General features: G+C 53.6%; 22 protein-coding genes. 12 read left to right on the top strand and 10 right to left on the bottom strand.

Annotated elements, in window-relative coordinates:
• The first annotated feature begins 12 nt into the window (after positions 1-12).
• Positions 13-1,089, top strand: coding sequence for a glycoside hydrolase family 5 protein (locus BUB22_RS12440; RefSeq protein ID WP_073115508.1), 1,077 nt, complete (start codon positions 13-15; stop codon positions 1,087-1,089).
• A gap of 29 nt (positions 1,090-1,118) precedes the next feature.
• Positions 1,119-1,907: a pyruvate formate-lyase-activating protein gene (gene pflA, locus BUB22_RS12435; protein ID WP_073115505.1), complete on the top strand. Its 789-nt coding sequence runs from the start codon at positions 1,119-1,121 to the stop codon at positions 1,905-1,907.
• Positions 1,908-2,106: 199 nt separating this feature from the next.
• Here pflA and BUB22_RS12430 read toward each other — a convergent pair whose 3' ends face one another.
• The 3 genes from BUB22_RS12430 to BUB22_RS12420 form a co-directional block, all read right to left on the bottom strand.
• On the bottom strand, positions 2,107-2,409 hold the full coding sequence (locus BUB22_RS12430) for a GIY-YIG nuclease family protein (RefSeq protein ID WP_073115502.1): 303 nt from the start codon (positions 2,407-2,409) through the stop codon (positions 2,107-2,109).
• Between the two features lie 895 nt (positions 2,410-3,304).
• Complete coding sequence (locus BUB22_RS12425; RefSeq protein WP_072809438.1) at positions 3,305-4,507, bottom strand: type II secretion system F family protein; 1,203 nt, start codon at positions 4,505-4,507, stop codon at positions 3,305-3,307.
• A 3-nt stretch (positions 4,508-4,510) separates the two neighbouring features.
• Positions 4,511-5,578 carry a type IV pilus twitching motility protein PilT gene (locus BUB22_RS12420; protein ID WP_072809440.1) on the bottom strand — a complete coding sequence of 356 codons (1,068 nt, stop codon included), beginning with the start codon at positions 5,576-5,578 and terminating at the stop codon, positions 4,511-4,513.
• A 53-nt stretch (positions 5,579-5,631) separates the two neighbouring features.
• Between BUB22_RS12420 and BUB22_RS12415 the strand changes: the two genes are divergently transcribed.
• Entirely contained in the window at positions 5,632-6,147 is a 516-nt protein-coding gene (locus BUB22_RS12415) for a TlpA family protein disulfide reductase (protein WP_073115499.1), read from the top strand.
• 50 nt (positions 6,148-6,197) lie between these two features.
• Here BUB22_RS12415 and epmA read toward each other — a convergent pair whose 3' ends face one another.
• Both epmA and BUB22_RS12405 read right to left on the bottom strand, forming a co-directional pair.
• Entirely contained in the window at positions 6,198-7,145 is a 948-nt protein-coding gene (gene epmA / locus BUB22_RS12410) for an EF-P lysine aminoacylase EpmA (RefSeq protein ID WP_254794747.1), read from the bottom strand.
• A gap of 30 nt (positions 7,146-7,175) precedes the next feature.
• Positions 7,176-8,564 (bottom strand): FISUMP domain-containing protein, encoded by a 1,389-nt coding sequence (locus BUB22_RS12405; RefSeq protein ID WP_073115495.1) that lies wholly within the window; start codon positions 8,562-8,564, stop codon positions 7,176-7,178.
• A gap of 100 nt (positions 8,565-8,664) precedes the next feature.
• On the opposite strand from BUB22_RS12405, the gene BUB22_RS12400 reads away from it, so the two are divergent.
• Genes BUB22_RS12400 through dtd form a run of 3 tightly spaced genes read left to right on the top strand, consistent with a single transcriptional unit; the run spans position 8,665 to position 11,196 of the window.
• A complete protein-coding gene (locus tag BUB22_RS12400; RefSeq protein WP_073115492.1) occupies positions 8,665-9,915 on the top strand; it encodes an aminotransferase class V-fold PLP-dependent enzyme in 1,251 nt (416 codons plus the stop codon).
• Positions 9,916-9,926: 11 nt separating this feature from the next.
• The gene (locus tag BUB22_RS12395; protein ID WP_072809449.1) at positions 9,927-10,760 is read left to right on the top strand and encodes a tRNA threonylcarbamoyladenosine dehydratase; all 834 of its coding nucleotides are present in this window, start codon (positions 9,927-9,929) and stop codon (positions 10,758-10,760) included.
• Between the two features lies 1 nt (position 10,761).
• Positions 10,762-11,196 carry a D-aminoacyl-tRNA deacylase gene (dtd, locus tag BUB22_RS12390; protein WP_073115489.1) on the top strand — a complete coding sequence of 145 codons (435 nt, stop codon included), beginning with the start codon at positions 10,762-10,764 and terminating at the stop codon, positions 11,194-11,196.
• 11 nt (positions 11,197-11,207) lie between these two features.
• Here dtd and BUB22_RS12385 read toward each other — a convergent pair whose 3' ends face one another.
• Both BUB22_RS12385 and BUB22_RS12380 read right to left on the bottom strand, forming a co-directional pair.
• On the bottom strand, positions 11,208-12,161 hold the full coding sequence (locus BUB22_RS12385; RefSeq protein WP_083535530.1) for an alginate O-acetyltransferase AlgX-related protein: 954 nt from the start codon (positions 12,159-12,161) through the stop codon (positions 11,208-11,210).
• A gap of 111 nt (positions 12,162-12,272) precedes the next feature.
• Positions 12,273-14,390 (bottom strand): glutamine synthetase III family protein, encoded by a 2,118-nt coding sequence (locus BUB22_RS12380; protein ID WP_073115483.1) that lies wholly within the window; start codon positions 14,388-14,390, stop codon positions 12,273-12,275.
• A gap of 187 nt (positions 14,391-14,577) precedes the next feature.
• On the opposite strand from BUB22_RS12380, the gene BUB22_RS12375 reads away from it, so the two are divergent.
• The 4 genes from BUB22_RS12375 (at position 14,578) to BUB22_RS12360 (ending at position 18,864) form a co-directional block, all read left to right on the top strand.
• Positions 14,578-15,714 carry a sigma-54 interaction domain-containing protein gene (locus BUB22_RS12375; RefSeq protein ID WP_083535529.1) on the top strand — a complete coding sequence of 379 codons (1,137 nt, stop codon included), beginning with the start codon at positions 14,578-14,580 and terminating at the stop codon, positions 15,712-15,714.
• Positions 15,715-15,910: 196 nt separating this feature from the next.
• Entirely contained in the window at positions 15,911-16,777 is an 867-nt protein-coding gene (locus BUB22_RS12370) for a TIGR02147 family protein (RefSeq protein ID WP_072809667.1), read from the top strand.
• A 3-nt stretch (positions 16,778-16,780) separates the two neighbouring features.
• Complete coding sequence (locus BUB22_RS12365) at positions 16,781-18,025, top strand: hypothetical protein (protein WP_073115480.1); 1,245 nt, start codon at positions 16,781-16,783, stop codon at positions 18,023-18,025.
• Complete coding sequence (locus tag BUB22_RS12360; RefSeq protein WP_073115477.1) at positions 18,025-18,864, top strand: methyltransferase domain-containing protein; 840 nt, start codon at positions 18,025-18,027, stop codon at positions 18,862-18,864. Before BUB22_RS12365 ends, BUB22_RS12360 begins: the two co-directional genes overlap by 1 nt.
• A 6-nt stretch (positions 18,865-18,870) precedes the next feature.
• On the opposite strand, the gene BUB22_RS12355 is transcribed toward BUB22_RS12360, so the two are convergent.
• Positions 18,871-20,070 (bottom strand): hypothetical protein, encoded by a 1,200-nt coding sequence (locus BUB22_RS12355; RefSeq protein WP_073115474.1) that lies wholly within the window; start codon positions 20,068-20,070, stop codon positions 18,871-18,873.
• Positions 20,071-20,371: 301 nt separating this feature from the next.
• On the opposite strand from BUB22_RS12355, the gene BUB22_RS16785 reads away from it, so the two are divergent.
• Together BUB22_RS16785 and BUB22_RS12345 are read left to right on the top strand one after the other, a co-directional pair.
• Complete coding sequence (locus BUB22_RS16785; RefSeq protein ID WP_073115471.1) at positions 20,372-20,668, top strand: hypothetical protein; 297 nt, start codon at positions 20,372-20,374, stop codon at positions 20,666-20,668.
• Complete coding sequence (locus tag BUB22_RS12345) at positions 20,659-21,069, top strand: type III toxin-antitoxin system ToxN/AbiQ family toxin (RefSeq protein WP_073115468.1); 411 nt, start codon at positions 20,659-20,661, stop codon at positions 21,067-21,069. Before BUB22_RS16785 ends, BUB22_RS12345 begins: the two co-directional genes overlap by 10 nt.
• A 213-nt stretch (positions 21,070-21,282) precedes the next feature.
• Here the strand turns inward: BUB22_RS12345 and BUB22_RS12340 are convergent, their stop codons facing one another.
• Positions 21,283-22,542 carry a class I tRNA ligase family protein gene (locus BUB22_RS12340; RefSeq protein ID WP_371586881.1) on the bottom strand — a complete coding sequence of 420 codons (1,260 nt, stop codon included), beginning with the start codon at positions 22,540-22,542 and terminating at the stop codon, positions 21,283-21,285.
• A 398-nt stretch (positions 22,543-22,940) separates the two neighbouring features.
• Complete coding sequence (locus BUB22_RS12335; RefSeq protein WP_073115462.1) at positions 22,941-25,283, bottom strand: AAA family ATPase; 2,343 nt, start codon at positions 25,281-25,283, stop codon at positions 22,941-22,943.
• Positions 25,284-25,330 lie beyond the last annotated feature (47 nt).

The following is a 25,330-nucleotide window of genomic DNA, read 5'->3' as shown; positions in this document are numbered from 1 at the left end:
TGGGATGACACAATGAAAAAGGAAAGACTGCGCGGAGTGAATTTGGGCGGCTGGTTCAGTCAGGTGGACTGCATCCAGGAAAAAGATCCCGTGGGTTTCCCTGGGGTCATTCAACACATCAGGACCTTCCTCGGTGCGAGCGACTTCAAGCGCATCCGCGAGGCGGGGTTCAACCACGTGCGCCTACCCGTGGATTACTTTAACTTGTTCGAAACCGACGACGCGGGCAAGCCGAAGGCAGAGGAATTCTCGCTCCTGGACAAGGCCCTCAGGGAAATCCAGGCGGCAGACCTCGACGTGATTCTGGACCTGCACAAGTGCCCGGGTCACGATTTTCACCTGGGCTGCTCTACGGAACAGGCGTTCTTTGCAGACCCGGCCGCCCGCAAGAAAACTTGCGACATCTGGGCATACATGGCCGAGCGCTACAGCAACGAGCCCCGCGTGATGATGGAGCTTTTGAACGAGCCCGCCGGTAGCGATTCCCGCGTTTGGGATAAAGTAAAGGACGAAATTTTCTGGGCTATCCGCAAGCACGCCCCCAAGAACACGATTGTGGTGGGCAGCAACAAGTGGAACAGCGCGAAGGAATTCGAATTCCTCACCCCGATGGACGACGACAACGCCATCTACAGTTTCCACACCTACACGCCGGTGACGTTCACGCACCAGGGCGCCGCATGGATTCAGGACCCGTTCTTCCACATGGAACGCCCGTGGCCCGGCGACTACGCCGCCCCGACAGGCGATGCGGAAACGCGCCTGAACGTGGAATTCGGCAAGTGGGACAAGGCACGCCTGCAGGCGAGCATCCAGAATGCGCTCGACTTCCGCGCGAAATATGACCTGCCGGTAAGCTGCAACGAGTTCGGCGTGTACGTGCAGGTTCCGCGCCAGTACCAGATTGCATGGATGCGCGACTTCCTCGACATCTTGCGCGAGGCCGACGTGGGATTCAGCTACTGGAACTACAAGAACCTCGACTTCGGGCTTGTATCGAAGGGCGAATCGCTGCACGAGAGCCTCCCGCAGTACAACAACCCCGAAAGGCTCGACCGCGAACTGATGGACATGCTCGCGAAGGGCTAGTCTGCAAGGCGCACAACCCCCGCACCCCTATGGCACTCGGCAGGATCAACAAGTTCGAAACCTTCGGGTCGGTCGACGGACCGGGAATCCGGTTCGTCGTCTTTACGCAGGGGTGCCCCATGCGCTGCAAGTTCTGCCACAATCCCGAGACATGGAGTTTCGGGAATGCAGCCGGCTCGCTTGGGATTTCGGGCAATGGAAGCGCGGGCTACGAGATTTCGGCTAGCGACCTGCTTGCAAAGGCCCTGCGGTACAAGACATACTGGGGCAAGGACGGCGGGATTACCGTCAGCGGGGGCGAACCGCTTGCACAACTCGACTTCATGCTGGAATTCTTCACGCTCGCGAAAGCGGCAGGAGTCCACACGTGTATCGACACGAGCGGGGTCACGTTCAGGCGTTCCGGCGAAACGTTCGCAAAAATCGAGCGCCTGATGCAGGTGACCGACCTGCTTCTCGTGGACATCAAGCACATAGACAACGTTGTCCACAAGGAACTTACCGGACACGGGAACGAGAACATCATCGACTTCTTCCGCTACCTGGACGAAATCCACAAGCCTATCTGGATAAGGCACGTGCTCGTGCCCGGGATAAGCGACGACGACGCGGCGCTTGTAAGGACCCGCGACTTCATCCGCACGCTAGGCAACGTAGAGCGCGTGGAGGTACTCCCCTATCACGCGTTTGCCCTCGGCAAGTATGCCGAGCTCGGTATCGAGTACGCGCTCAAGGACACGCAGTCCCCCACCGCAGAGCGCGTCGCAAACGCCAACGAGATTCTCGAAACCGCAAAATACACGGGCTGGAAGAAATAAAGACCCTCGCCTTGAAAGCGTTATCCTCGTAATGAATACGTCATTCTCGCGCAGGAAACGTCATCCTCGCGAAGGCGAGGATCTTCTAATGCAAACCAACTTCGTCATTCTCGCACAGGAAACGTCATCCTCGCGAAGGCGAGCGGACAGCACTTAACAACTTGTTGTTTAGTGCGCATGGCCACCAAGGTGGGGATCTTTACGCATAGTCAAACAAATCCTTCCATTCAGGATTCTTTTCGTTTATAAGCCTTTCCTTCCACTCACGATTCCAATGCTTCAGCTGTTTCTCTCTAGCAATAGCATCATTCACAGATTGAAACTTTTCAAAATAAACAAGCCTGTCTACATTATATTTTGCAGTAAACGAATTGGGATCAATTTTTGACTTATGCTCAAGGATTCTCCTATTCAAGTCATTAGTCACTCCAATATAGAGAACTGTCTTCTTATAATTGCTCAAAATATATGTTGCAAACGGCGTGACATCGTTGCTGCCCATATGCTCCCCTTTTATGTTAAAGACCCTCGCCTCCGCGAGGGTGACAATGTAATAAAAACGAGGGTGACAATGTACAAAATTTAAGAAAGACCCTCGCCTTTGCGAGGGTGACGACGGTAAAAAAAAGAGGAGAATGATGTTCAAAATTTAAAAGACCCTCGCCTTCGCGAGGGTGACGACGGTAAAAAAAAGAGGGGAACGATGTTCAAAATTTAAAAGACCCTCGCCTTCGCGAGGGTGACGACGGTAAAAAAAAGAGGGGAACGATGTTCAAAATTTAAAAGACCCTCGCCTTTGCGAGGGTGACGACGGTAAAAAAAAGAGGGGAATGATGTTCAAAATTTAAAAGACCCTCGCCTTCGCGAGGGTGACGACGGTAAAAAAAAGAGGGGAACGATGTTCAAAATTTAAAAGACCCTCGCCTTCGCGAGGGTGACGACGGTAAAAAAAAGAGGGGAACGATGTTCAAAATTTAAAAGACCCTCGCCTTTGCGAGGGTGACGACGGTAAAAAAAGAGGGGAACGATGTTCAAAATTTAAAAGACCCTCGCCTTTGCGAGGGTGACGACGGTAAAAAAAAGAGGGGAACGATGTTCAAAATTTAAAAGACCCTCGCCTTCGCGAGGGTGACGACGGTAAAAAAAAGAGGGGAACGATGTTCAAAATTTAAAAGACCCTCGCCTTTGCGAGGGTGACGACGGTAAAAAAAAGAGGGGAATGATGTTCAAAATTTAAAAGACCCTCGCCTTTGCGAGGGTGACGATGGCAAAAAAACGAGCGAGACAAGACGCAGTATTCAGCAAGGGGTAAAAAACAAGTAAGACGAGGCCACGACCCCCGAAGCCGTAGTTAAACCTACGGCGAGAGGGGGAGTAACGAAGTATTACGCAGTTTATTAGCCCTTGATGGCGTCGCCCATCGAGAACATCGGCATATACATAGCAATGAGGAGGCCGCCGACCGCGCCACCGAGGAACACGATAATGAGCGGTTCAATCATGCTCACGACGGCATCCACTGCGGCGTCCACTTCTTCGTCATAGAAGTCTGCGAGCTTCAGGAGCATGCCGCCCAAGTTACCGGTCTTCTCGCCCACGCCGGTCATCTGGATAACCATGGGCGGGAAAATCCCTACTTCGGTCATGGGGTCCGCAATACTCTTACCACCGGCAATACCGATAGATATCCTGCCGATTGCCTTTTCCACGACCTTGTTACCTGCAGTCGAGGCCACGACCTTCAAGGCATCCATCACGCTCACACCGGCGTTCAAGAGAGTTCCAAGCGTACGCGAAAAACTTGCCGTAGATGACTTTATCTGCAAGTCACCGATTTTCGGGACCTTCAGCAGGAACTTGTCGAACGCGAACTGCGCCTGCGGAATCTTCATCACGACCTTCCAGGCGATAATCAACGCAATCAAGGCAAGGAACAAAAAGCCGCCGTTATTCAACAGGAAGTCGGAGATGTTCATCACCACCTGCGTCGGGGCAGGGAGTTCTGCATCCAGCGCCGCGAACTGCTCGGCGAATGTCGGCACCACGAACGTCATAAGTGCAATCACCACCACGATACCCACGATGATAACCATCACCGGGTAGGTAAGCGCCTTCTTCACCTTGCGCTTGAGGCGCATACTGTTTTCCATCGTCTCGGCAAGGCGCTGCAGGATTCCTTCCAAGATACCGCCCGCTTCGCCGGCCGCCACCATGTTGCAGTAAAGGGAGTCAAACACCTTCGGGTGCTGCGCCAGTGCATCCGCCAGAGACGAACCGCCGTTGATGGACTGGGTCACCTTGTGAATAACATCCTTCAATGCGGGGTTTTCGCACTGCTCTTCCAGGATGGTCAAGCACTGCAGCATCGGAAGGCCGGCAGAACACATCGAGGAGAACATACGCGTAAAGCGGGTCAGGTCCTCGTGCTTGATGCCGTTGCCGATGTTAATCCTGATTTCTTTCGGCTTTTTCTTCAGGCTCACAATCGCAAGCCTGCGGCGCATGAGGAGCGCTTCGGCCTCGGCCTTGTCCTTCGCCTCGAGAGTACCTTCGAAGTTGTTACCCTGCGCGTTCTGCGCCTTGTACAAAAACTCTGCCATCGGTTAAACTCCTTCCTTCACGAACAACTGTTCCAGCTGGTCCGGGCTCGGGGAACGAGCGAGCGCCTCGAAGCGGTCCACCTTGCGGTTCTTCACCAGTTCGCAGAGGCACATGTTCATCGTGTTCATGCCGAACTTCTGGCCGATTTCAATCATGGATTCAATCTGGTGAACCTTGTCGTCGCGGATAAGCGCACGAATACCGGGAGTCACGTTCATGATTTCGTAGGCCATCACGCGGCCACCGCCAATTTTGGGGACAAGCGTCTGGCATATAACGCCCTGAAGCACGAACGAAAGCTGGGTTCGCACCGTCTGCTGTTCGCCCTTCGGGAACGCGTCAATAATACGGTTGATAGTCTGCACGCAGGAGTTGGTATGCAGGGTCGCAAAAGCCAAGTGACCGGTTTCGGCAATCGTCAGGGCACAACGCATGGTCTCGTTGTCACGCATTTCGCCGATGAGCACCACGTCCGGGTCCTGGCGCAAGGCCATCTTCAGGGCTATCGCAAAGCTGTTCGTATCGCTACCGACTTCACGCTGGTTAATCATGCATCCCTGGTGCTTGTGCAGGAATTCAATCGGGTCTTCCACGGTCAAGATATGGTCGTGACGTTCCTTGTTGATCTTGTCGATCATGGCGGCCAGGGTCGTAGACTTACCCGAACCCGTAGCACCCGTCACCAGCACGAGGCCGGAGGGGCGGGTCGTGAACTCGGCCAGAATCTTGGGAAGCCCGAGTTCCTTGAAGGTCTTGATTTCAAGCGGAATAATACGGAGCGCAAGCGCCACGCAGCCACGCTGCAGGTAGGCGTTCGCACGGAAACGCGCGAGGTTCGCGATACCGAAAGAAAAGTCGCATTCCTTATTCTGTTCGAACGACTTCTTCTGCAGTTCGTTCATCAAACTGTACGTCATGCGCATGGTTTCATCGGGCTTGAGCTTGTCGTCGCCGAGGGGGGTAAGCTTACCGGACAAGCGCACCAGCGGGGGCGAACCTGCGGTAATATGCAAGTCAGACGCGCCACGCTTAACCATTTCAGAGAGAAGATCTTGAATATTGTATGCCATATTGCAGAATATAATTTAAAAGTGCCCGAAAAAAACATAAATTCTTGTCATAAATGCGGAATAAGTCCTTTAAAATCGCAGGTTTTATCGTTTTGGCGGCACTTTTGCTTGTCGCCTACAGGGCCATTACCGCAAACGTGGAACCGTTCCGCGAAATCCCGAGCCGCATCGCGAACTTCAGCGCCATCAAGATAGACGGCGGCAGGACGACCTTCGACGAACACAAGGGCAAGGCGACGCTCGTGGTGCTTAGCGCCAGCTGGTGCCCCGCATGCATCGCGGAACTCAATACGCTCAAGAACCTGCACAAGGAATTTTCCGCGAAGGGGCTAAGCATCCTGATGGTGAGCGAAGACGACAACGTGAAAATCGCATCCCGGTTCAAGAAAAAATACGCGATGCCCTGGACCATGGTCCACTGGAACTACGACCTCATGAACGCTCTCGGAAACCCGCGGGTGATTCCCGTGAGCTACCTTGTAGATAGCGACGGCAAGTTCGACTACATCGAGGCGGGCATCATCGACGAGAACCGCATGAGGCGCGCGATCAAAGCGCTAGTAAAGTAAAGCTAGTAGACACGCTTGCCTTGCGAAGCAAGGCTACGGTGTGACGATGGTCAGGCAATCGGGCTCGGGAAAAGAATCACGTCCTTAATTTCATTCTTCCCGAGTGCAAGCATGAATAGGCGGTCTAGCCCGAGCGCCACGCCGGAGCAGGCGGGCATACCGGATTCAAGCGCCGCGAGGAAGTTCTCGTCCTTGCGCGGGAGCGGCTTGCCCATCTGGCGACGGATTTCAAGGTCGGCATCAAAACGCCTGCGCTGTTCTGCCGCATCGGTCAGTTCCGTATAGCCGTTGCAGAGTTCCACCTGGTCCACGAAAAGTTCAAAGCGACGCGCCCACGTGTGGCCGTCCTCGCCCACGTAGGTCTGCGCGAGAGCCGCCTGCGACTGCGGATAATCCAGAATGAACTCCGGGCCGTTTTTCGCGAGGGCAAGTTCCACCGCAAAGACCATCAGGTAATCCCACCAGTCCTCGCGGCTCATGCGTTCCGGACCCTCGGGAACGGGGATTGCACGTTCGTTGCAGGCACAGACAAAGTTGTCCATACTCTCGCAGAACGGGTCAACGCCCGCATACTCCCTGAAGGCATCTATCCAGCGGGTGCGACGCGCGTGAATCGGCCGCCCGATAATTTCGGACACGAGCGCTTCCACCTCGTCCATCAACTTTTCCTGCGGCATGCCCACGCGGTACCATTCCACCATGCTGAACTCGCAGTTGTGATGGCTGCCGGATTCATCTTTCCGGAAGGATTTCGTTATCTGGAAGATATCCCCGAATCCCGACGCCAGGAGGCGCTTCATGTGGAATTCCGGACTCGTCATCATGTAATGGCCGCCTTCCACCTCGAAGTAATCCAGCTGGGGGTCGGTCCCTCCCGCATTGGAAAGCACGGGCGTTTCCACCTCAAGCACTCCGCGGGCTTCAAAGAACGCGCGCACCTTGTTCATCAAAGCTTGGCGCTTTACCCAGGTATCACGATTGCAAGTAGGAGCGAACATAGTGTGAGCTAAATCATCAATCATCAATTATCAATTATTTACCACGCAGCGAACAGAGAGCCAGAAGCCCTTATCGACCGGAATCGTGGAGACTTCCTTGTCGGTACTGAACATGGACCTTGCCACACCGCGACCGTCACCTACGTCATTGCCGGTCCAGAAATAGGCGCCTTCGCCCTGGATTACGGAAATGCCGTTCTTGTTCGCGTAACCGCCGAACATCGCCGTAAATGCGTAATCGTCGGAGCCGTTGCTGCGAAGCTTCTCGGCGGCAGCATTCGCCCCGCCCGCATAAATCTCGAGCATTTTCCAGTCGTCATCGGTCGCGAGATGCGTGCCTTCGGGGCAAGCGGCAAGCGCGGCCTCGTGCGTGTACAGGCGACCGTAGGTCTTGCAGTTGTCATCTTCGCGATCATAGCACATGGACTTTTCTTCCACGGCAAAATTCAGGTTCTGCACAAACCAGCGGGTGCCATTGATTTCCTTGACCTTGTACTTCTGGCCATCACGACCATCCTCAAAAATTTCAAACACCGGGCAGCGCGTCGCAAATTCCTTCTCGGCCAGGATTGAATCCACCGCAGGCTGCCACGACGTGCAGAACCGGAAAAGTTCCCCGCCCGGAAGCGCCGTAGAATCCGCCTTGTGCTTATCTGCCCAGCGGGCCACGTATGCGATATCCACGATTTCGGAATCCGGGATGGAGAGCGCCTTGGCGTTCAACTTCATGAGCTTCGAGTATTTTTCGGCAGTCGTCTTCTGCGTTTTCCAGTAGCCTTCCAACAAGCCCGTACGGAGTTTTTCGTACAAAGGAGAAGGAACGGTCACCCCGATTGTCGTATCGATGAAATGTTCCGGCTCGGATTCGCATGTCGCCTCGCGAGCGGAATCCTTCGTGTTGAGCGCGTACTGGAGACAGTCCTCGATGCAGGCCTCGCGAGCCTTGCCTTTCTTGGGGCACGGAACCCAGATGCTGGTATCGACCGCCATTCTGAACGGCTTTGCAAAGGCCTTCGTTTTCAGCGCAGCCTTCGAGACGCCTTCAAGAGCATCGAGTGCTTTGGCGTTGCCGTTCTCGCCTTCCATAAGCAGGTAAGTAATCACTTCCGTGCAGGCATTCATCGCCTTCGCGTTCGAGCACACCTTGGTACCGTAGCCATACGAGAACTGGGCCGGGCACAGGTTAAAGGACTGGTCCGGCATCGCCTTGAATATTTTTTCGTAGACCTTGACCGCATCTTCGGGAGAAAGCTTACCGCAGTAGATTTCTTCGGCAGCGCCCTTCTTCACGATTTTCTTTGCAGTCGCGATATCGCCCGCATCGATTGCCTCGCGGAGTTCCGGCTGTGCAAACGCCGTCGTAGCCAGGCCAAACGAAATCGCGCCAATTACGGCAAAAATCTTTCTTGAAATTCTCATAGTAACCCTTCTTTGTTTTTTCGCGACAAATATAGTTTTTTTAGTCATTGGTCATTAGTCATCGGCCATTAGTTGTCAAGCATTTTCTACATTTGTATTCATGAAAGATTCTGATGCAGAAACAGCTTACGACGCAGAAAAAATCCGTAGCGAATTCCCGATGCTTGTCGCAGGCGATAAGGATGCAAAGCCCCTCGCCTTCTTGGACAGCACGGCCACCACGCAAAAGCCCGCGTGCGTCATCGACGCGATGGACGATTTTTACCGCGAGCACTACAGTTCCGTAAAGCGCGGCGTGTACCGCCTGAGCGCACGCACCACCGAAGCGTTCGAAGCAACGCGCAAGAATGTCGCAAAATTTATTAACGCGAAAACGGAAGACGAAATCGTGTTCACCCGCGGCACCACCGAAAGCATCAATCTGGTGGCGTGGAGTTACGGACGCAAGTTCTTCGAGGCGGGCGACGAGATTCTGATTAGCGGGCTCGAGCATCACGCCAACATCGTGAGCTGGCAGCTCGTTGCTGAAATGAAGGGCGCCAAGATCAAGGTGATTCCCGTTTTGGACAACGGCGATCTGGATTTGGCAGCACTTCCCGGGTTGTTGAATGCGCGAACCAAGATGGTGGCCGTCACCCACGTGAGCAATTCCGTGGGCACCGTGAACCCGATTGCAGAAATTATCGCGACCGTTCGCGCCGCCGCCCCGCAGGCAAAGATCCTGATTGACGGCGCCCAGAGTTCCAGCCACATCAAGATTGACGTGCAAAAACTCGACTGCGACTTTCTCGCCTTCAGCGGACACAAGATGTACGGCCCGACAGGCGTGGGCGTACTCTACGGCAAGTACGAAGTTCTCGACAGCATGCCCCCTTGGCACGGCGGCGGCGAAATGATCAAGAACGTGACCTTCGAAAAGACGACATACGCCGACGTTCCCGCACGTTTCGAGGCAGGCACGCCCATGATCGCCGAAGTCATCGGGCTCGGCAAGGCCATTGAATGGATTAATGCGATAGGCATCGAAAACATCCGCAAGCACGAAGAAGAAATCACGAACTACGCGCTGGAACAGCTTGCGCAGATTCCGCAGGTTAAAATCTTCGGAAACCCGAAGGAACGCGGAGCCCTCATCAGCGTTACGCTCGACGGCATCGCCGTAAGCGACGCCGCCATGATTCTCGACGAAGAGAACGTTGCGGTGCGTAGCGGGCACCACTGCGCCCAACCTGTGATGGACCGTTTCGGCGTCGATGCCACGCTTCGCTTGAGCTTCGGCGCGTACACCCTGAAGCGCGACATCGACCGCTTTATCGCAGGCATCAAGCGCGTTCTCCGACTCTTCGGTTAACCGGGACTCGTATGGGAATCGAGAAAGGCATCTTTAACCGCACATCGCTCCTGCTCGGGGACGACGTGATGGGCGACATCTACCAGAAGCGCGTCATCATCTTCGGGCTCGGCGGTGTGGGCAGCTGGTGCGCCGAAAGCCTGGTGCGTTCCGGCATCAAGGAACTCGTGCTCGTCGATTCCGACCGCGTGTGCGTCACCAACGTGAACCGCCAACTGATGGCCACCACAAAGACCGTGGGGCAAGTCAAGGTTGACGTGCTGAAAAATCGCCTACTCGAAATCAACCCGCACGCCAACATTGTCGCATTGCAGGACATCTACGAAGAAGCGAATACGGACAAATTCCAATTGGACACTTTCGACTACATCATCGATGCCATCGACAGCCTCGAAAACAAGATGCAGCTATTGTGGCACGCCACACGCACAAAGGCCACAGTCTTCTCTTCGATGGGAGCAGCCCTCAAGATGGACCCCACGCGAATCAAGGTCGCCGAATTCTGGAAAGTCGCCGGATGCCCGCTCGCCCGCGCCCTGCGCGACAAGTTCAAGAAAAAGAAAATGGCTCTCAAGAAAAAAGTGCTATGCGTCTACAGCGACGAACTCCTGAAAAACCGCGGCAAGAATTCTTCTTGCGGAACGGACGCCTGCATGTGCCCCAAGGTGCGCCACGAAAGGAGCGAAGCCGAACTCCAGAATGCAAATCTGGTCGATCACGAATGGTGCAGCAGCAAGGCGCAAATCAACGGCACCATGGCGCACTCCACCGCCATTTTCGGATTCATGATTGCAGGCCTCGTGATGCAGGACATTTACAAGAAGGCATTAGCCAGCGCGGAGTAACATGAAATTCCTAATTCAGCGAGTATTGAACGCCCAGGTGGATATCGAAGGGCAGACCGTCGGCAAGATTGGCAAGGGATACATGATCCTCATCGGTGTCGGAGAAGATGACACCCGTGAAATCGCCGACAGGCTCATCCACAAGATGCTTGCGCTGCGCATCTTTGCCGACGAAAACGGCAAGACGAACCTTTCCATCAGGGATGTCGGCGGAGAGCTCCTGCTTGTCTCGCAATTCACGCTGTACGCGAACTGCAACAAGGGAAACCGCCCCACGTTCAACGGCGCCGGCAACCCGGCACTTGCAAACGAGCTCTACGAATACATTATCGCAGAATGCAAAAAAGAAATCCCCGTCGTGCAGACAGGGAAATTCGGCGCCGATATGCAGGTGAGCCTCACGAACGACGGCCCCTTCACGATTATGCTGGAATAGGCATCCCGGAACTAGAATTCCGGCATGCTGAAATCGCCGTAAAGTTCACGGCCGTCAAACACCCAGACCACCATCTTTTTGCCATCCAGGAATTCCGAACGGTCCTTGAACAAGGTCGGGCCCAAGTTTCCCCCGCCGATACGGCTGCGGGTAAAAGTCTTTATCCCCGTCGCCTGCGCAATGTATGCGCCGATATTGGAAGAACTGTTCCAGCCAAAATCGGCATTGCTGTCGCCAATCACCACAATGGGAGCGTCCTTGGAACCGTGATAGCGCTTTCCCTTCGCATCCACCGTCTTCAACACACGCACAGCGTAATCAGGGTAAGAATTGTACTTCAGGTGATAAAGATTTCCGGTACCGGGAACGACCGTATCGCGCAGGAACCATTCTCCCCTCGGGACATCCAAATCCATCTCGTTGATGGTATCGGCAATCATCTGTGCAAGAACCTGCCGACCTGCACTGGTATAGTGGCTTTCGTACGCCTCGAACATGGGCGTTTCCTCGTTCTTTTCAAGAAACTCCTCTACCGCATCGACAACGACAACGCCTTCGTCTTGCAGAGCGTCCACCCATTCCTCATATTGCGGGGCGACAATCCCTCCCGACAATTCTTCCGAATAATGTTCCGCCTCGATTTGCAGTTTATCCGGAACAGGCACCACCACCAATTTGATGCCGCGCGCTTCCAGTGAATCATTGAAGGCGACAAAAGAATTCAAGTTTTCTTTCCAGTCCACCACCAGATTGACAAGACTTTCCTGCAAGAAAATCCAGCCGTCTTCGCCACTTACCGCACAGCGGGCCTCTTTCAATTCACCACCGCATTTTTCAAGATCGTCTTCAATCTGTTCCTGAACTTCCGGCGGGATTTCGGGGCGCAAAGACCACCAAGCCGTGACAAGCATCGCCGCCACTGTCGCAAGCCCCAAGAAAATTCCCAAACATTTCCTAATCAACATGGCAGAGCCAAATCTAGAAAAATCCCTGCCCGAGGGCAGGGACAAAAGTTTTCATTAGTAAATGAAGTGGCATTGAGCCGAGCACCTTCGACGCTCGGCTGATGTTGTTTATTAGTAAATAAACAACATCTCGCGGTATTTCGGCAGAGGCCACATCTCGTCGGGCACAATCTTCTCGAGGCTGTCCACCACCTTGCGGAGGCCAGCGACGGCAGCGATGATCCCCTCGTGTTCGCCTTCGAGAGATGCTTCAAGCGCAGCAATCGATTCGGTAAGCGAGCGGCAACCTTCCCCGATGGACTTCACGTAGGTATCGAGCCCCGGGAAGCCCTGGTTCAGGGCCATTTCGTTTGTACGTAACGACTTCTCGTAGGCTTCCACCACCTTCGGCAAGATAACGTTCTTCGCGAGGTCGCGGGCGACTTCACCTTCGATGTGGATTCTCTTGTGGAAATCCTCCACGTTGATTTCGTAGCGCGAAAGCATCTCACGGCGGTTCATCACGCCGTACTTTTCGAACAGTTCCACATTCTCGTCCTTCGTGAGCGCCTTGAGGGCCTCGAGAGACGTGCGGATGTTCGGGAGTCCGCGGCGTTCCGCTTCCTTCACCCATTCGTCGGTGTAGCCGTTGCCGTTGTAGAGCACGCGCTTGTGTTCCTTCACGATCTTCTGCAGAATCTTCTGCAGGCCCGTGTGGAAGTTCTTGTCGTCGAGCTTTTCGAGCTGTTCGGCAATCATGTCGAACGCCTCGGCCACGATCGTGTTGAGCACCACGTTCGGTTCGGAGCAGCTCTGGCTACTACCCGGCGCGCGAAATTCGAACTTGTTGCCGGTGAACGCGAAAGGCGATGTACGGTTACGGTCGGTAGCGTCGCGCGGGAGCGGCGGCAGCATGTCGGACCCGAGCTTCATCGCGCCCGCCTGCTTGCTGGACTTCGCGGAGCCCTGCTCGATCTGGTCGATAACGTCCATCAGCTGGTCGCCCAGGTAGATGGAGATAATCGCCGGAGGAGCCTCGTGCGCACCGAGACGATGGTCGTTGCCCGCACCCGCGCAGGTCATGCGGAGCAGGTCGGCGTGCGTATCCACTGCATAGATAATGGCACAGATCGCGGTGAGGAACACGGCGTTCTGGTGCGGGTCCTTGCCCGGGTTCAGGAGGTTTCCCTTGCCGTAAGAAAGGCTCCAGTTGTTGTGCTTGCCCGAACCGTTCACGCCGGCGAACGGCTTCTCGTGCAACAGACAAACTAACCCGTAGCGGTCGGCCACATTGCGGAGCGTTTCCATGATGAGCATGTTGTGGTCGCACGCAAGGTTCACCTCCTCGAAAATCGGGGCAAGTTCAAACTGCGCGGGAGCCACCTCGTTGTGGCGAGTCTTCGCCGGAATGCCGAGCCTCCAGAGTTCCTTCTCCACATCGTTCATGAAGTTCAGGATACGGCTCGGGATGCTCCCGAAGTAGTGGTCGTTCATCTGCTGGTGCTTCGCGGGAGTGGCACCGAAGATAGTGCGGCCGGACTGGTAGAGGTCGGGGCGCTGCAGGTAGAAGCGCTTGTCGATGAGGAAGTATTCCTGTTCGGCGCCAAGCGTGACGGTCGTCTTCTTGGGGCCCGCCTTGAAGCAGGTCATGAGGCGGCGGGTGGACTTGGAAAGCGCCTGGAGGCTACGGAGAAGCGGGGTCTTCTTGTCGAGCGCCTCGCCGGTGTAGCTGCAGAATGCGGTCGGGATGCAGAGCGTGGCACCGTTGCCGTGACGCTTGATGAACGCGGGGCTGGTCGGGTCCCAGGCCGTGTAGCCGCGGGCCTCGAACGTAGAGCGAAGGCCGCCGCTCGGGAAACTCGATGCATCCGGTTCGCCGACGATGAGGTTCTTGCCGCTCAGTACCATGATGGCCTTGCAGCCGCTCGGTTCCAGGAAGGAATCGTGTTTTTCGGCGGTGGAGCCGGTGAGCGGCTGGAACCAGTGCGTAAAGTGCGTGGCGCCGCGGTCCATCGCCCACTTCTTCATGGCGTGCGCGACATCGCCCGCGATGTTCGGGTCGAGCGGTGCGCCCTCGTCGATGGTCGCCAGGAGCTTTTCGCAGATATCCTTCGGGAGGTAGCTACGCATGGCTTCGGCATTGAACACGTCCTCGCCGTAAAAATCAACATTGACGGGTTCGGCGGGTTTCGCGGGGGCCGGGGTGGCGGTCGCGATATCGTAGATGGTTTTTGTACGCGTAGTGGACATTTTCACGTTCCTTTTCTTTATTACGCGGCAAAATTAGAAAGAGCGGGCACGCATTGCACGGAATTTTTCGCCTTTTTCAGCCCCGTTTTATTACACTTTTGTAAAATCAGACCATTTTATTACGTTTTTGTAAAGCGCAAATGAGAAAACCGGCGACAAACCCGTGGAAACAACGTATATTTTAAGCATGGAAACCGAACGCATCGAAAAGGAAGCTCTCGAAAAAATCAAGCGTGAACTGCACGGACGCTCCGCGCGGGCCCTTTCCGCGCACATCCACGACGTTCTCGACAAGGCATTCGCCGACCTGCGCGCCGCACACGAGGCGGAATGCGAAAAGATCCGCGACATCGTGGAAGGCCGCGCGGGCGACATCATCGGCAACACCCGCGAAATGCAGGAGGTCGCGCGGCAGGCAAGGCACATCGCCCCCACCGAGGGAGTCGTTCTCGTCCGCGGCGGCGCGGGCACCGGCAAGGAGCACGTGGCACGCTATATCCACGAGCTTTCCGACCGCAAGGCAAGGCCGTTCACCATCCTCAACTGCGACACGCTCGAAGGCAACACCACCAGCGCGTTCGAGGCGGAACTGTTCGGCTACGAGCGCGGCGCGTTCACGGGCGCTACCAGCAGGCACATCGGCAAGGCAGAGCAGGCAAGCGGCGGCACGCTGTTCCTAGATGAAGTCGCGGAACTCTCCCCCGCAAGCCAGGCGCGGCTCCTGGAGTTCATGCAGGGGCGCACCTTCAAGAGGCTCGGGAGCAACATCGAGCAGCGCTCCGACATCCGCATCGTCGCAAGCACCGGCAAGAACCTCGAGGCCCTCGTGCAGCAGGGGCTTTTCCGCGAAGACCTCTACTACCGCCTCAACATATTCCAGATAAACTTGCCCGACCTCTCGCAGAGAAAGACCGACATTCTCCTGCTCGCCGACCACTTTATCGAGAAGATGAACCTCAAGTACGGCAAGAACATCGCGCGACTCAGCACCCCCGCCATAGACATGCTCATGAGCTACCACTGGCCGGGCAACGTGCGCGAACTCGAGAACTGCATCGAGCACGCCTGCCTCGCCACGACCGACATCGCCATCAACGCCTACGACCTGCCGCCCACGCTCCAGACCGACATCACGAGCGGCACGGCGCTTATCCCCGAAGGCACCGCGTCGCTTACGGCACTCCTCGAAAGCTACGAGAAGGAAATCCTCACCGAGGCGCTCCGCCGCAACAACGGGAACCTGAGCGCCGCCGGCCGCGACATTTCCGTGAGCCCCCGCATGATGCACTACAAGGTGAAGAAGTTCGGACTGGGTGCAGGATAAAACCGATAGTGGATACTCTTGTCGCTTCGCGACTGCGGTATGACGAGGGGAAAACTGCGATTTTTTGGGAAAAACGACAAATCCGGGCCTGCGACGCAGTTTATCACAACCCTTCGTTGAACATTATGCAACGGAAACTTTACCGGGCAGGCCCTCCCCCGGGACGTTCAGCCCTTTATTTAGGTAAATTATGGGCATGGTTGACGTACTCGAATACCTTGAATACCGCGATTTCCTGAAGGACTGGTTTGCCGAGAGCAAGAAGGACAACCCGTTCACCAGCTATCGCTACCTGAGCCAGAAGACCGGCGTGGACCCGGCCTGGCTCGTGCGCGTATTCCAGAAGGGCGGGCACCTGAACGAGGACTCGCTCCCGGTATTCATTCGCCTCTGCAAGCTCGACGACCGCAGGGCGGAGTACTTCAAGACGCTCTACCGCTTCAACAAGACGAAGGCCAAGCAGGCGCTCAGCGAACTTTACTACAAGTTAATGGAACTGCGCGAGATGGAAACGCGCGTGCTCACCGAGCCCGAACTCGCCTATTTCGGGAGCTGGAGCTGTGCGGCACTCCGCGCGCTCATCGGAATCACGAAGGACACGAGCGACATTCCGGAACTTGCAGGACACCTGAACCCGCCCATCTCGCACGACGAGGCGCGCAGCGCACTCGAGATCCTCAAAAAACTCGGGCTTGTCGCACCGGACGGTAACGGCGGCTGGAACATCACCGACCAGATACTTTCTACCGGCGGCGAGGTCAAGAGCCGCGCGGTCCGCGACTTCCACAGGCACACGATAGAACTTGCGCAGGAATCCATCGACCGCCACCAGCCCGAAGAACGCGACATCTCGAGCGTCGTGTTTACTGCGGCTGAAGAGGACCTGCCCGAAATCAAGCACCGCATCGAGGAATTCCGCAGGGGACTTTTGCAGTTCGCCCGCAAGAGCGAGCGCGCCGACCGCGTTTACGCCCTGAATATCGCGATGTTCCCGCTCTCCGACAGGGTCGATGACCCCGCAACAGCGGAAGATAGCCCGGCCACCCCGAAAAAGGAGGGCTAGGCGATGCGCGGACTTTTCAAAAATATGTATCTTTCGAAGGTGCAGAAAGATTTTTCCACATTCGGCCTGGGACTCATCGCGCTAACAACAGCGGCGATGCTTTCTGCATGTTCCGATAGCGACAAAACCGCAGGCGGAGGCCCGAGCGGCACCGAGGCGGGTAACGCCATCACGGCGCAGATTACCGTCGCGGGCCAGCCGGCCGCATTCGCACGCGTAAAACTCAGCGAAAGCGAAAGCCTTGACGCAAGCGAGAGCGAATTCGCCGAAGCGGATTCCAACGGCAAGATCGTCTTCGAGAACGTGGCCGAAGGCACATACACGCTGGAAGCGAAACTCGACAACAAGGCTCTCCAGAAGGAAGTTTCCGTCGAGGGCGACGACGTGGACCTGGGCAAGGAATCCCTCGAAGAGACGGTTTCCATCGAAGGTTCCGTGGGCAAGGGCATGGAAGGCACGGTGAAGGTCCGCGGCATGTCGCATTCGGCAAAAGTTACGGACGGCAAGTTCTCCATGGACTCGCTGCCCGCAGGGCCCATCAGCTTGGTGTTCATCCCGAACGAGAAGGGCGCCGACACGAGCAGCACCTACATGAAGGTTGTCGCGGGCGAAAGTTCCACCGCGAGCACGTTCGCCGAAGAAAGTCGCGCACTACTGCTTGACGACTTCCAGGATTCCAACTACCAGAACCGATTCATGCCCGCACGCACCTACGATGGCGGCTGGTGGTATTTCGCCTATTCCGCAGAAAACGTGACCCCAGAATTCATCACCGACACAGTCCAGCACAGGTTCGAGCTCGCGGTCGAAGAAGACGGGAACATCGCGGCCCACGTGGCGGCGACATTCGGCGAGACCATCAAGGATTCTACCGGCGAAGCCATCTGGCCCTGGGCAACGGTCGGCATTGAGCTCGGCAAGAGCAACAAGGCACTGTGCAACGACATTTCTTCCGTGGATTCCATCGCGTTCCGAGCGAAGGGCGAAGGCGCCATTGTTTTCGGCCTCGTAGACGAGACGCAGAAGAAAGAGGACCAGCTCATCGCGCAGTACGAAATCACGCTCGGCGAGGACTGGGCCCGCTTCAGCGTGCCCCTGGCAGAAATCATCGACTCGCGTTTCTCGTACACCTGCGTGAACCAGCTCGTGTGGAGATTCAAGCCCAACAACGAAGAAAAGACCGTCATCTTCTGGCTTGACGACATCGAGCTTACCGGCGGCAAGCGTCTGAGCATCTGGAAGCGGTAATGTCCGGGGCTCGCGCGGTCACCACAAACCAACCCGATATATACGACAAACTCGAAGAGGTCGTGCGCAAGTACGCATCGACCGAATACCTGCGCCCGATTGCGGATCATACGCGCATTGCGTTTGCGGAAGCGGAAAAGTTTGTTTTAAACTTTTACGAGAGCGCGGGCCACGAAGGGGATATCGCGGGCCACACTGCATACAAAGTAATTCTAGATTCGGGATGCGGCACCGGCGAAAGCACACTAAACATCGCGATAGCAAACCCGGACGTTCCCGTAATCGGCATCGACAAGTCGGCAGCACGCCTCACGAAGGCGGGCGCAGGGTTTAACGGCGCCGCGGAATTAAACAGCGCCGCCCCGCAAAACGCTTTCCTCGTGCGGGCGGAACTGCTCGACTTCTGGCGACTCGCCCTCGGGAAGGTCAAGGCGGGACAGTGGCACATTCCCTACCACGCGCTCTACTACCCGAACCCCTGGCCCAAGCAGAGCGAAGCCACCCGCAGGTTCCACCTGCACCCGATTTTCCCGACGCTCCTGCAACTCGGAGATACGCTCGAACTGCGCACCAACTGGGAAATATACGCGAGGGAATTCGCGGAGGCGGCACGCGTCTTAAGAGAGATCCCCACCTTGGTGGCCATGCGCACTAAGCAACAAGTTGCCAAGTGCTGTCCGCCCGGTCATCCCCGTCAAGCGAGGACAGGCGCCGGGGATGACAATACGGGCAGAATCGCCCGCGAGCCTTTTGAGCCCGAGCACCCCATCACCGCATTCGAGCGCAAGTACAAGGAAGCCCGCCAGCAACTGTGGCGGGTTACCATCAATCACGTATAGATCAGGTTACCGGCGGTCACCCATCCACCGCACGAAGGCCTTGAGGTCCTTTGTCGTCTGGACAGTTACCTGCGATTCCTCGCGAACCAGGAATTCCGAAAGCCCGTACTTGTCGCCGCTGGAGCCCCAGTCATACGTGTAGCCCAGGCGAGTCCACGGGTAACCGCCCTCAGACTTGTAACTCGCACTCCAGGTATTGTCGAACCAGTTGCGCAGCCACATCCCGAGGCTATCCAGCTGAGAATCGTCTTCCTCGTTAAAGCGGCAGGTCATCTCGGAACTCGTGACATCCGGGATATACGCCGGGCGGATCATGTCCTTCGGGGAAACCCAGAACATGGTGAAGTGCGTGATATTCTCCTCGCGCGGGAGCCCGAGCAGCTGGCGCAGGCGAAGCGGCCAGTTGCGCACGCCCTTGCTGTTCATCTTGTACCATTCCAGGAATTCCTTGTCCGAGAATACGCGCATGTCCTTCGTGACCGTATAGGGAGCGCCGTTCTCGAACTGGTCCGGAGTGGAATGCGCCGCAATCATCAGGGCCTTGTCCTTCTCGGCATTCCATGTTACCTTGTCTGAATTTGTATCCAGCGAGACGAGCGGGCGGATATCTTCACAGGAACCGTTCTTCGCCGCCTCGACCGCAGCCTTGTAGTTTTCGGCCAGCAGGGAATCGCGGTTCGCAAAACTCACCTTGCTGCCGTCGGTCTTGAGCACCTCGCAATACGGAATCTTGGACGGGTCGAGCGCGATTTCCGCCTTCTTGAACTCTTCCTCGATAAGGGCGTCATTGTGGTCGAACAACCTGTCGCCCTGCACGAACGAAATCACTATCTTGCAGAGGCCGCTTTCGGGAATCACGATGCCCGAAGGCCCCTTGTTTTCGGACGTGGTATCGAGCGCGAACTTGTTCTCGTTTTCACCGCAGTTGTAGCTGTAACTGTAGAGCGTCGCAGGGCCGGACTTGAGTTCCGCAAAGAAGAAGTTATCCTGTTCCTCGCTCCACGTGGGCTTCACGACAATGGTGGAATCGCCAATCTGTGCGTAGTGCGGAGTCGCCTCGCTGCAGTAGAAGGCCGCCTGCCTGAACACGCCGACAACGCCAGTCTTGCCCTTGAACGCAGCCTCATTCTTGTACTTGTAACTATGGGCGCACGCCAAAAGCAATAGCACGGCGCCCAGCAAGGCCAACGGAACGATTCTTTTCATTGCGACACTTCCTTTTCACGCGTTTGTCATAAATATATAAGTTTTTCGAGAATCACGCCCGTAAAAATTTGGGAATCCCGGCCCTTTTCGGGGCTGGCGACGCAGGGGACGCATGCGCCATCACCTTGCTGTTGAAAGTGCTGCCATTCTTGATTTTCGTGGGGATTTTCGCATCTTTAATGTTCTGTGGAGGGTGATTTTTTCATTATAAAGTACCGAAACCTCTTGACAACCGACTTTAAAATTTATACATTTGAGCAGTAGTTTCTGTTTTTTACGCCTGTAAGCAGATGGAGTTGATATGATAAAGGAATTGATACGTTGGAAAGTCTCCCCTATTGCGGGTTTTTGTCATTTGGTGTATATTCAGGCTATGGCCTGGCAACACGATATTGACTTTCTCAAGGAATTTATATATATTAACTATTGTCGAGATATCGGCAACAAGTGCGTGGTCCTGCCTCAGTGGACAGAAACAAAAGGCGAGTGGTCCTACCTTAGTGGACAGACTCAAAAGGTGCGAGGTCCTGCCTTAGTGGACAATTTTAAAAGGTTACAATCCCTGTTTTTTGAAGGCCTTACGTCTTCTTGGCAATAAAAATCGCCGAGCATTTCTATTGCATTCCTCTCACCTCGCAAACCAACAACGTTCGACAAAAGAAAGGGCGCAGCAAACGCCCAAGCACGTTTACAATGACGATATCCGGCCCTAAAGGGAACGAGATTGCAGTGCTTTTGTTTGGCAACATGGTTCCCGTTGACGAGAGCCTAATTAATACATGCGTCATCAACAGCGAAATGCTCAAGGACGAATTTGCAAACCTCTGGTGTTGTGATTTCAAGAAGTTGGAAGCCCTTTTATCTGAATGGTTACAAGTTGATCATTCCGAGACACAAGCCGCCATAACCGAAGCAAATGAAATCGCCTCAGGCAAACGCGAGACGAAAGCCTACAAGAATGCCGGCGAGATGATTAAGGACATTTTGAAGGGGAGATAAAGGCATAGTTTTCTCCGAACTTACAATTCTTTGGCGGCATTTTTGGTGACAAAAAAGGCATTCCGTAAGGAACGCCTTTAATGCTTTTGGATCCTATCGGCTGATTCTATCGCTCCGCTCCAGAATGACAAGCCTCCAGGACGACTCTCGGGTCTGGATCCTTCGACTTCGACCTTACGGGCTCCGCTCAGGATGACACGACCGAAGGTCGCGTCACTTCACCACAATATTCACGAGCTTGCCGGGGACCACGATGGACTTCACGACGGTCTTGCCGTTCATGAATTCCTTCACTCTTTCGTTTTCAAGAGCGAGCTTTTCCAAAGCGGCCTTGTCCATGTCCTTCGCGACAGATGCCTTCGCGCGGACCTTGCCGTTCACCTGGAACACGACTTCCACGGTGTTTTCCACGGCCTTGGAGTGGTCGGCTTCGGGCCAGGCGACGTTCGTGAGCGATTCGTTGTGGCCGAGGATGCTCCACATTTCTTCGGCGATGTGCGGGGCAAACGGGTGCAACAGCTTGACGAACGTTTCGCACGGTTCGCGGTAGCGCTTGTCCATCTTCATCATTTCGTTGTTGAAGATCATCAGCTGGCTAATCGCGGTGTTGAAGCTCATGTTCTCGATGTCGCTTGTCACCTTGATGACGGTCTGGTGCATCACCTTCTCGATAGCTTCCGGAGCGGTTTCATCAACGTAGACCGGAGTGGCATCGTCGTCACCGACAACAGAACGCCAGGCGCGGCCGAGGAAGCGGTTCATGCCTTCGATGCCCTTGGTCTGCCACGGCTTCACAGCATCGAGCGGGTCCATGAACATTTCGTACAAGCGAAGGCTATCAGCACCGTAATCACGGACAACGTCATCCGGGTTCACCACGTTCTTCAAAGACTTACTCATCTTCGCCACGATCTGCTTGAGCTCGATGTCGGTTCCCTTCTTGAAGAACTTGCCGTTCTTTTCTTCGACTTCGTCGGTCGGGACCTTGGAGCCAGCGGCATCTTCGTAAGCGAAGGCGAGAATCATGCCCTGGTTGAAGAGTTTCTGGAACGGTTCGTCGGTAGAGACGAGGCCGAGGTCGAACAGGACCTTGTGCCAGAAGCGGCTGTAGAGCAGGTGGAGCACGGCGTGTTCGGCACCGCCCACGTAGAGATCCACAGGCATCCAGTACTTTTCGAGTTCCTTAGCCACAAACGCGTCACCGTTGCAGGCGTCAATGTAGCGCAGGTAATCCCAGCACGATCCTGCCCACTGCGGCATGGTGTTCGTCTCGCGGATACCCTTGCGACCGTTCTTGTCGGTGACCTGGAGCCATTCGGTGGCGTTTGCGAGCGGGGACTGTCCGCCGTCACCCGGCTTGTAGTCCTTGAGCTCCGGCAACAGCACCGGCAGTTCGGAATCATCGACGGTAGAGATTTCGCCGTCTTCCCAGTGGATAATCGGGAAATTACCTTTCTTTTGGGCGTTCCCCACTGGCGTGGGTCGGGCTATATTGCAAGGCAACCCGTGCGCACCTGCGGCACACCCGCGTTGCTCTTGCAACAAAGCCTTGCTCCCAAGAACTTCAAACAAGAACCGCCCGCAAGTCTTTGCCCCAAGGGGTCACAATCCCTAACGCGAATGCAAGGAAAAAATTCAACCATTGCTATTTAATAGGTTCACCAAATCCACCGCAAATAACACAAGGACCACTAACCATTTTAAATCCCTTCTGTGGACAATCAGGATTTTGGCAACCTACATGACCACATTTTTTACAGCGATAGAGAGGTCCATAACATGTTCTACCCCCTCTTTTTGCTTGACAATAAACAACTTTCATAGTTTGCCCCTTGATTAGAATGTTTATTCTTTAATTTTGAAAATTCAGCCTACACTTTTTCTGGCAAATCTTCCGGCATAAGCAACTGCATATCCACATTGTCATCATCAATCATAGCAAGTCTATTAGCCTGTTTAAGAACTGTTTTCTCAAACAAATTTCTTACACCGCGACCATTTCCAAAAGTTGCTGCATTTTCAGAAAGGACAATTCTTAAAATAAGCCTCAGTTGTTCTTCAAATCCATCTGAAAGAATAAATTTTTGCCCTTCAGCCAATTTCTTAAACAACGCCACTAATTCATCCTCTGAATAATCTTCAAATTCTATGTAGCGGCTAAATCGTGATTTAAGGCCCGGGTTACTTTCTATGAAAGACTTCATTTCGTTCGTATAACCAGCCACAATAACGACCAACCGCTTACGATCATCTTCCATTCGTTTTAGCAGAGTATCAATGGCTTCCTGACCAAAGCTATCGTTTTCTTTTGCAAGTGTATAGGCTTCGTCAATGAACAATACGCCATCAAGAGCCTTATCGATAACAGCATTTGTTTTTATGGCAGTTTGTCCAACATATCCGGCAACAAGTGACGAACGATCACATTCTACAAGATGCCCCTTTCTTAAAACACCCAAATCTTTATAGATTTCAGCAACAATTCGGGCAACAGTTGTTTTTCCCGTTCCGGGATTTCCCGTAAACACGCAGTGATAAGACATCGGAAGGACAGGAAGCCCCGCAGCAGCTCTTTTTTTCTGAGCAGCAACAATATTTCTCAATGTAAGAATTTCCTGTTTAACTGACCGTAAACCAATCATCGATGTAAGTTGAGCCATTGCATCGACTTTCTTTATCTTTTTAGGCCTACCGTCCTCAAAATCTTCTGGCAAAAGAATTTGCGTTTCTGAACCTACACAGCCATTCTTTGCGATTCTGTTAGCCTGATTCACAAGGGTCTTTTCAAACAAGTTACGCACACCGCGAGCATTTCCAAAGGAATTGTCTTCGTTTTCTTTAACATCCTTGAAAATGCCAAGCAAAACTTTTTCACTTTCTTCGGAAAGCGTATAGTTCTGTTTAGTTGCCAAATTCTTGAATATGGTAAGCATTTCCTCTGCCGAATAATCTTCAAATTCTATGTACCGATTAAATCTCGATTTTAAGCCTGGGTTACTATCAATGAAAGTTTTCATTTCATTCGTATAACCAGCCACAATGACAACAAGTCTATCACGGTCATCTTCCATGCGTTTCAACAGAGTGTCAATGGCCTCTTGACCAAAACTATCCCCATCTTTTGCAAGTGAATATGCTTCGTCAATGAATAAAACGCCATCTAGCGCTTTATCTATAACCTCGTTCGTCTTTATGGCAGTTTGTCCGACATATCCCGCTACGAGAGAAGAACGATCACATTCTACGAGATGCCCCTTTTTCAATATTCCAAGGCCTTTGTATATTTGAGCAATAATTCGGGCAACCGTTGTTTTTCCAGTGCCAGGATTGCCAGTAAACACGCAGTGATATGACATCGGAACCACCGAAAGCCCCTGCTCCGATTGCCTTTTTTGCATTTCAACAATATTTTTCAAGGACAGGACTTCATGTTTAACGGAGTCAAGGCCAATCATTGAGTTTAAAGATTCTAAAGCTTGTTTCATTTCTTCTTCAGCCTTGGTCTTTTTGCCACTAAGATCTAAATCAAAGACCTCGTCCATATTCGATATTAAATCATCAACTTGTTCTTCTTCATCTGAAGTCACTTTTCCATCAAATTCTGCAATTTTCTTGATTAGCCTTGAGCGCAATGAAGCCAAATCTGAAACTAGTTTCGAATGTTTCCCTGCGGCTATGCCTGCTAAAATCAAGAGTCCAGAAATACGGATAACGAATAAATTTATAGGGTCTTGTCCATCCTCAAAAGAAGAAGCATACTTTTTTTCATTGTATATATATTCGCACAATTCAGCATTAATGTCGTTTTTTATGCATGTTTCAAATAAATTCTTCCAATTATAAAGTGATATATCATAAAACTCCCCATAATTTATCCATGAATGATAATGGTATGTAAAGATATATTGTCGAATCCCCGTCCATAAGCGTTCCATTTCAGGATTACTCGCAAAAAATCGCCCCACATGATTCAGATCAACAGCCAATGTATAATCCAACACCTTCTTAACAGAAGATGTATTTGAATTATTTTGATTAATCTGAATGTATTGTTTAGAACTATTGATTGCTGCGAAATGGTCATCATCTATCAAATTGAACATTTCATCTATTATTTCAAAGACTTCCTTCCCTTTATCATTTTCCAAATACGAAGAAAAAGACAATGGATTTGTAGGTTTTTTAATAGTGGGTTCATGAACAACCATATTCATTACCGGTTAAGTTAAAATATATCCTTTTTTCTTGTTAAGTGGTATAC

Origin of the sequence: Fibrobacter sp. UWCM (genome assembly GCF_900129735.1) — a bacterium.
GTDB lineage: Bacteria > Fibrobacterota > Fibrobacteria > Fibrobacterales > Fibrobacteraceae > Fibrobacter.
This window is presented reverse-complemented; position numbering and strand designations above follow the sequence as displayed.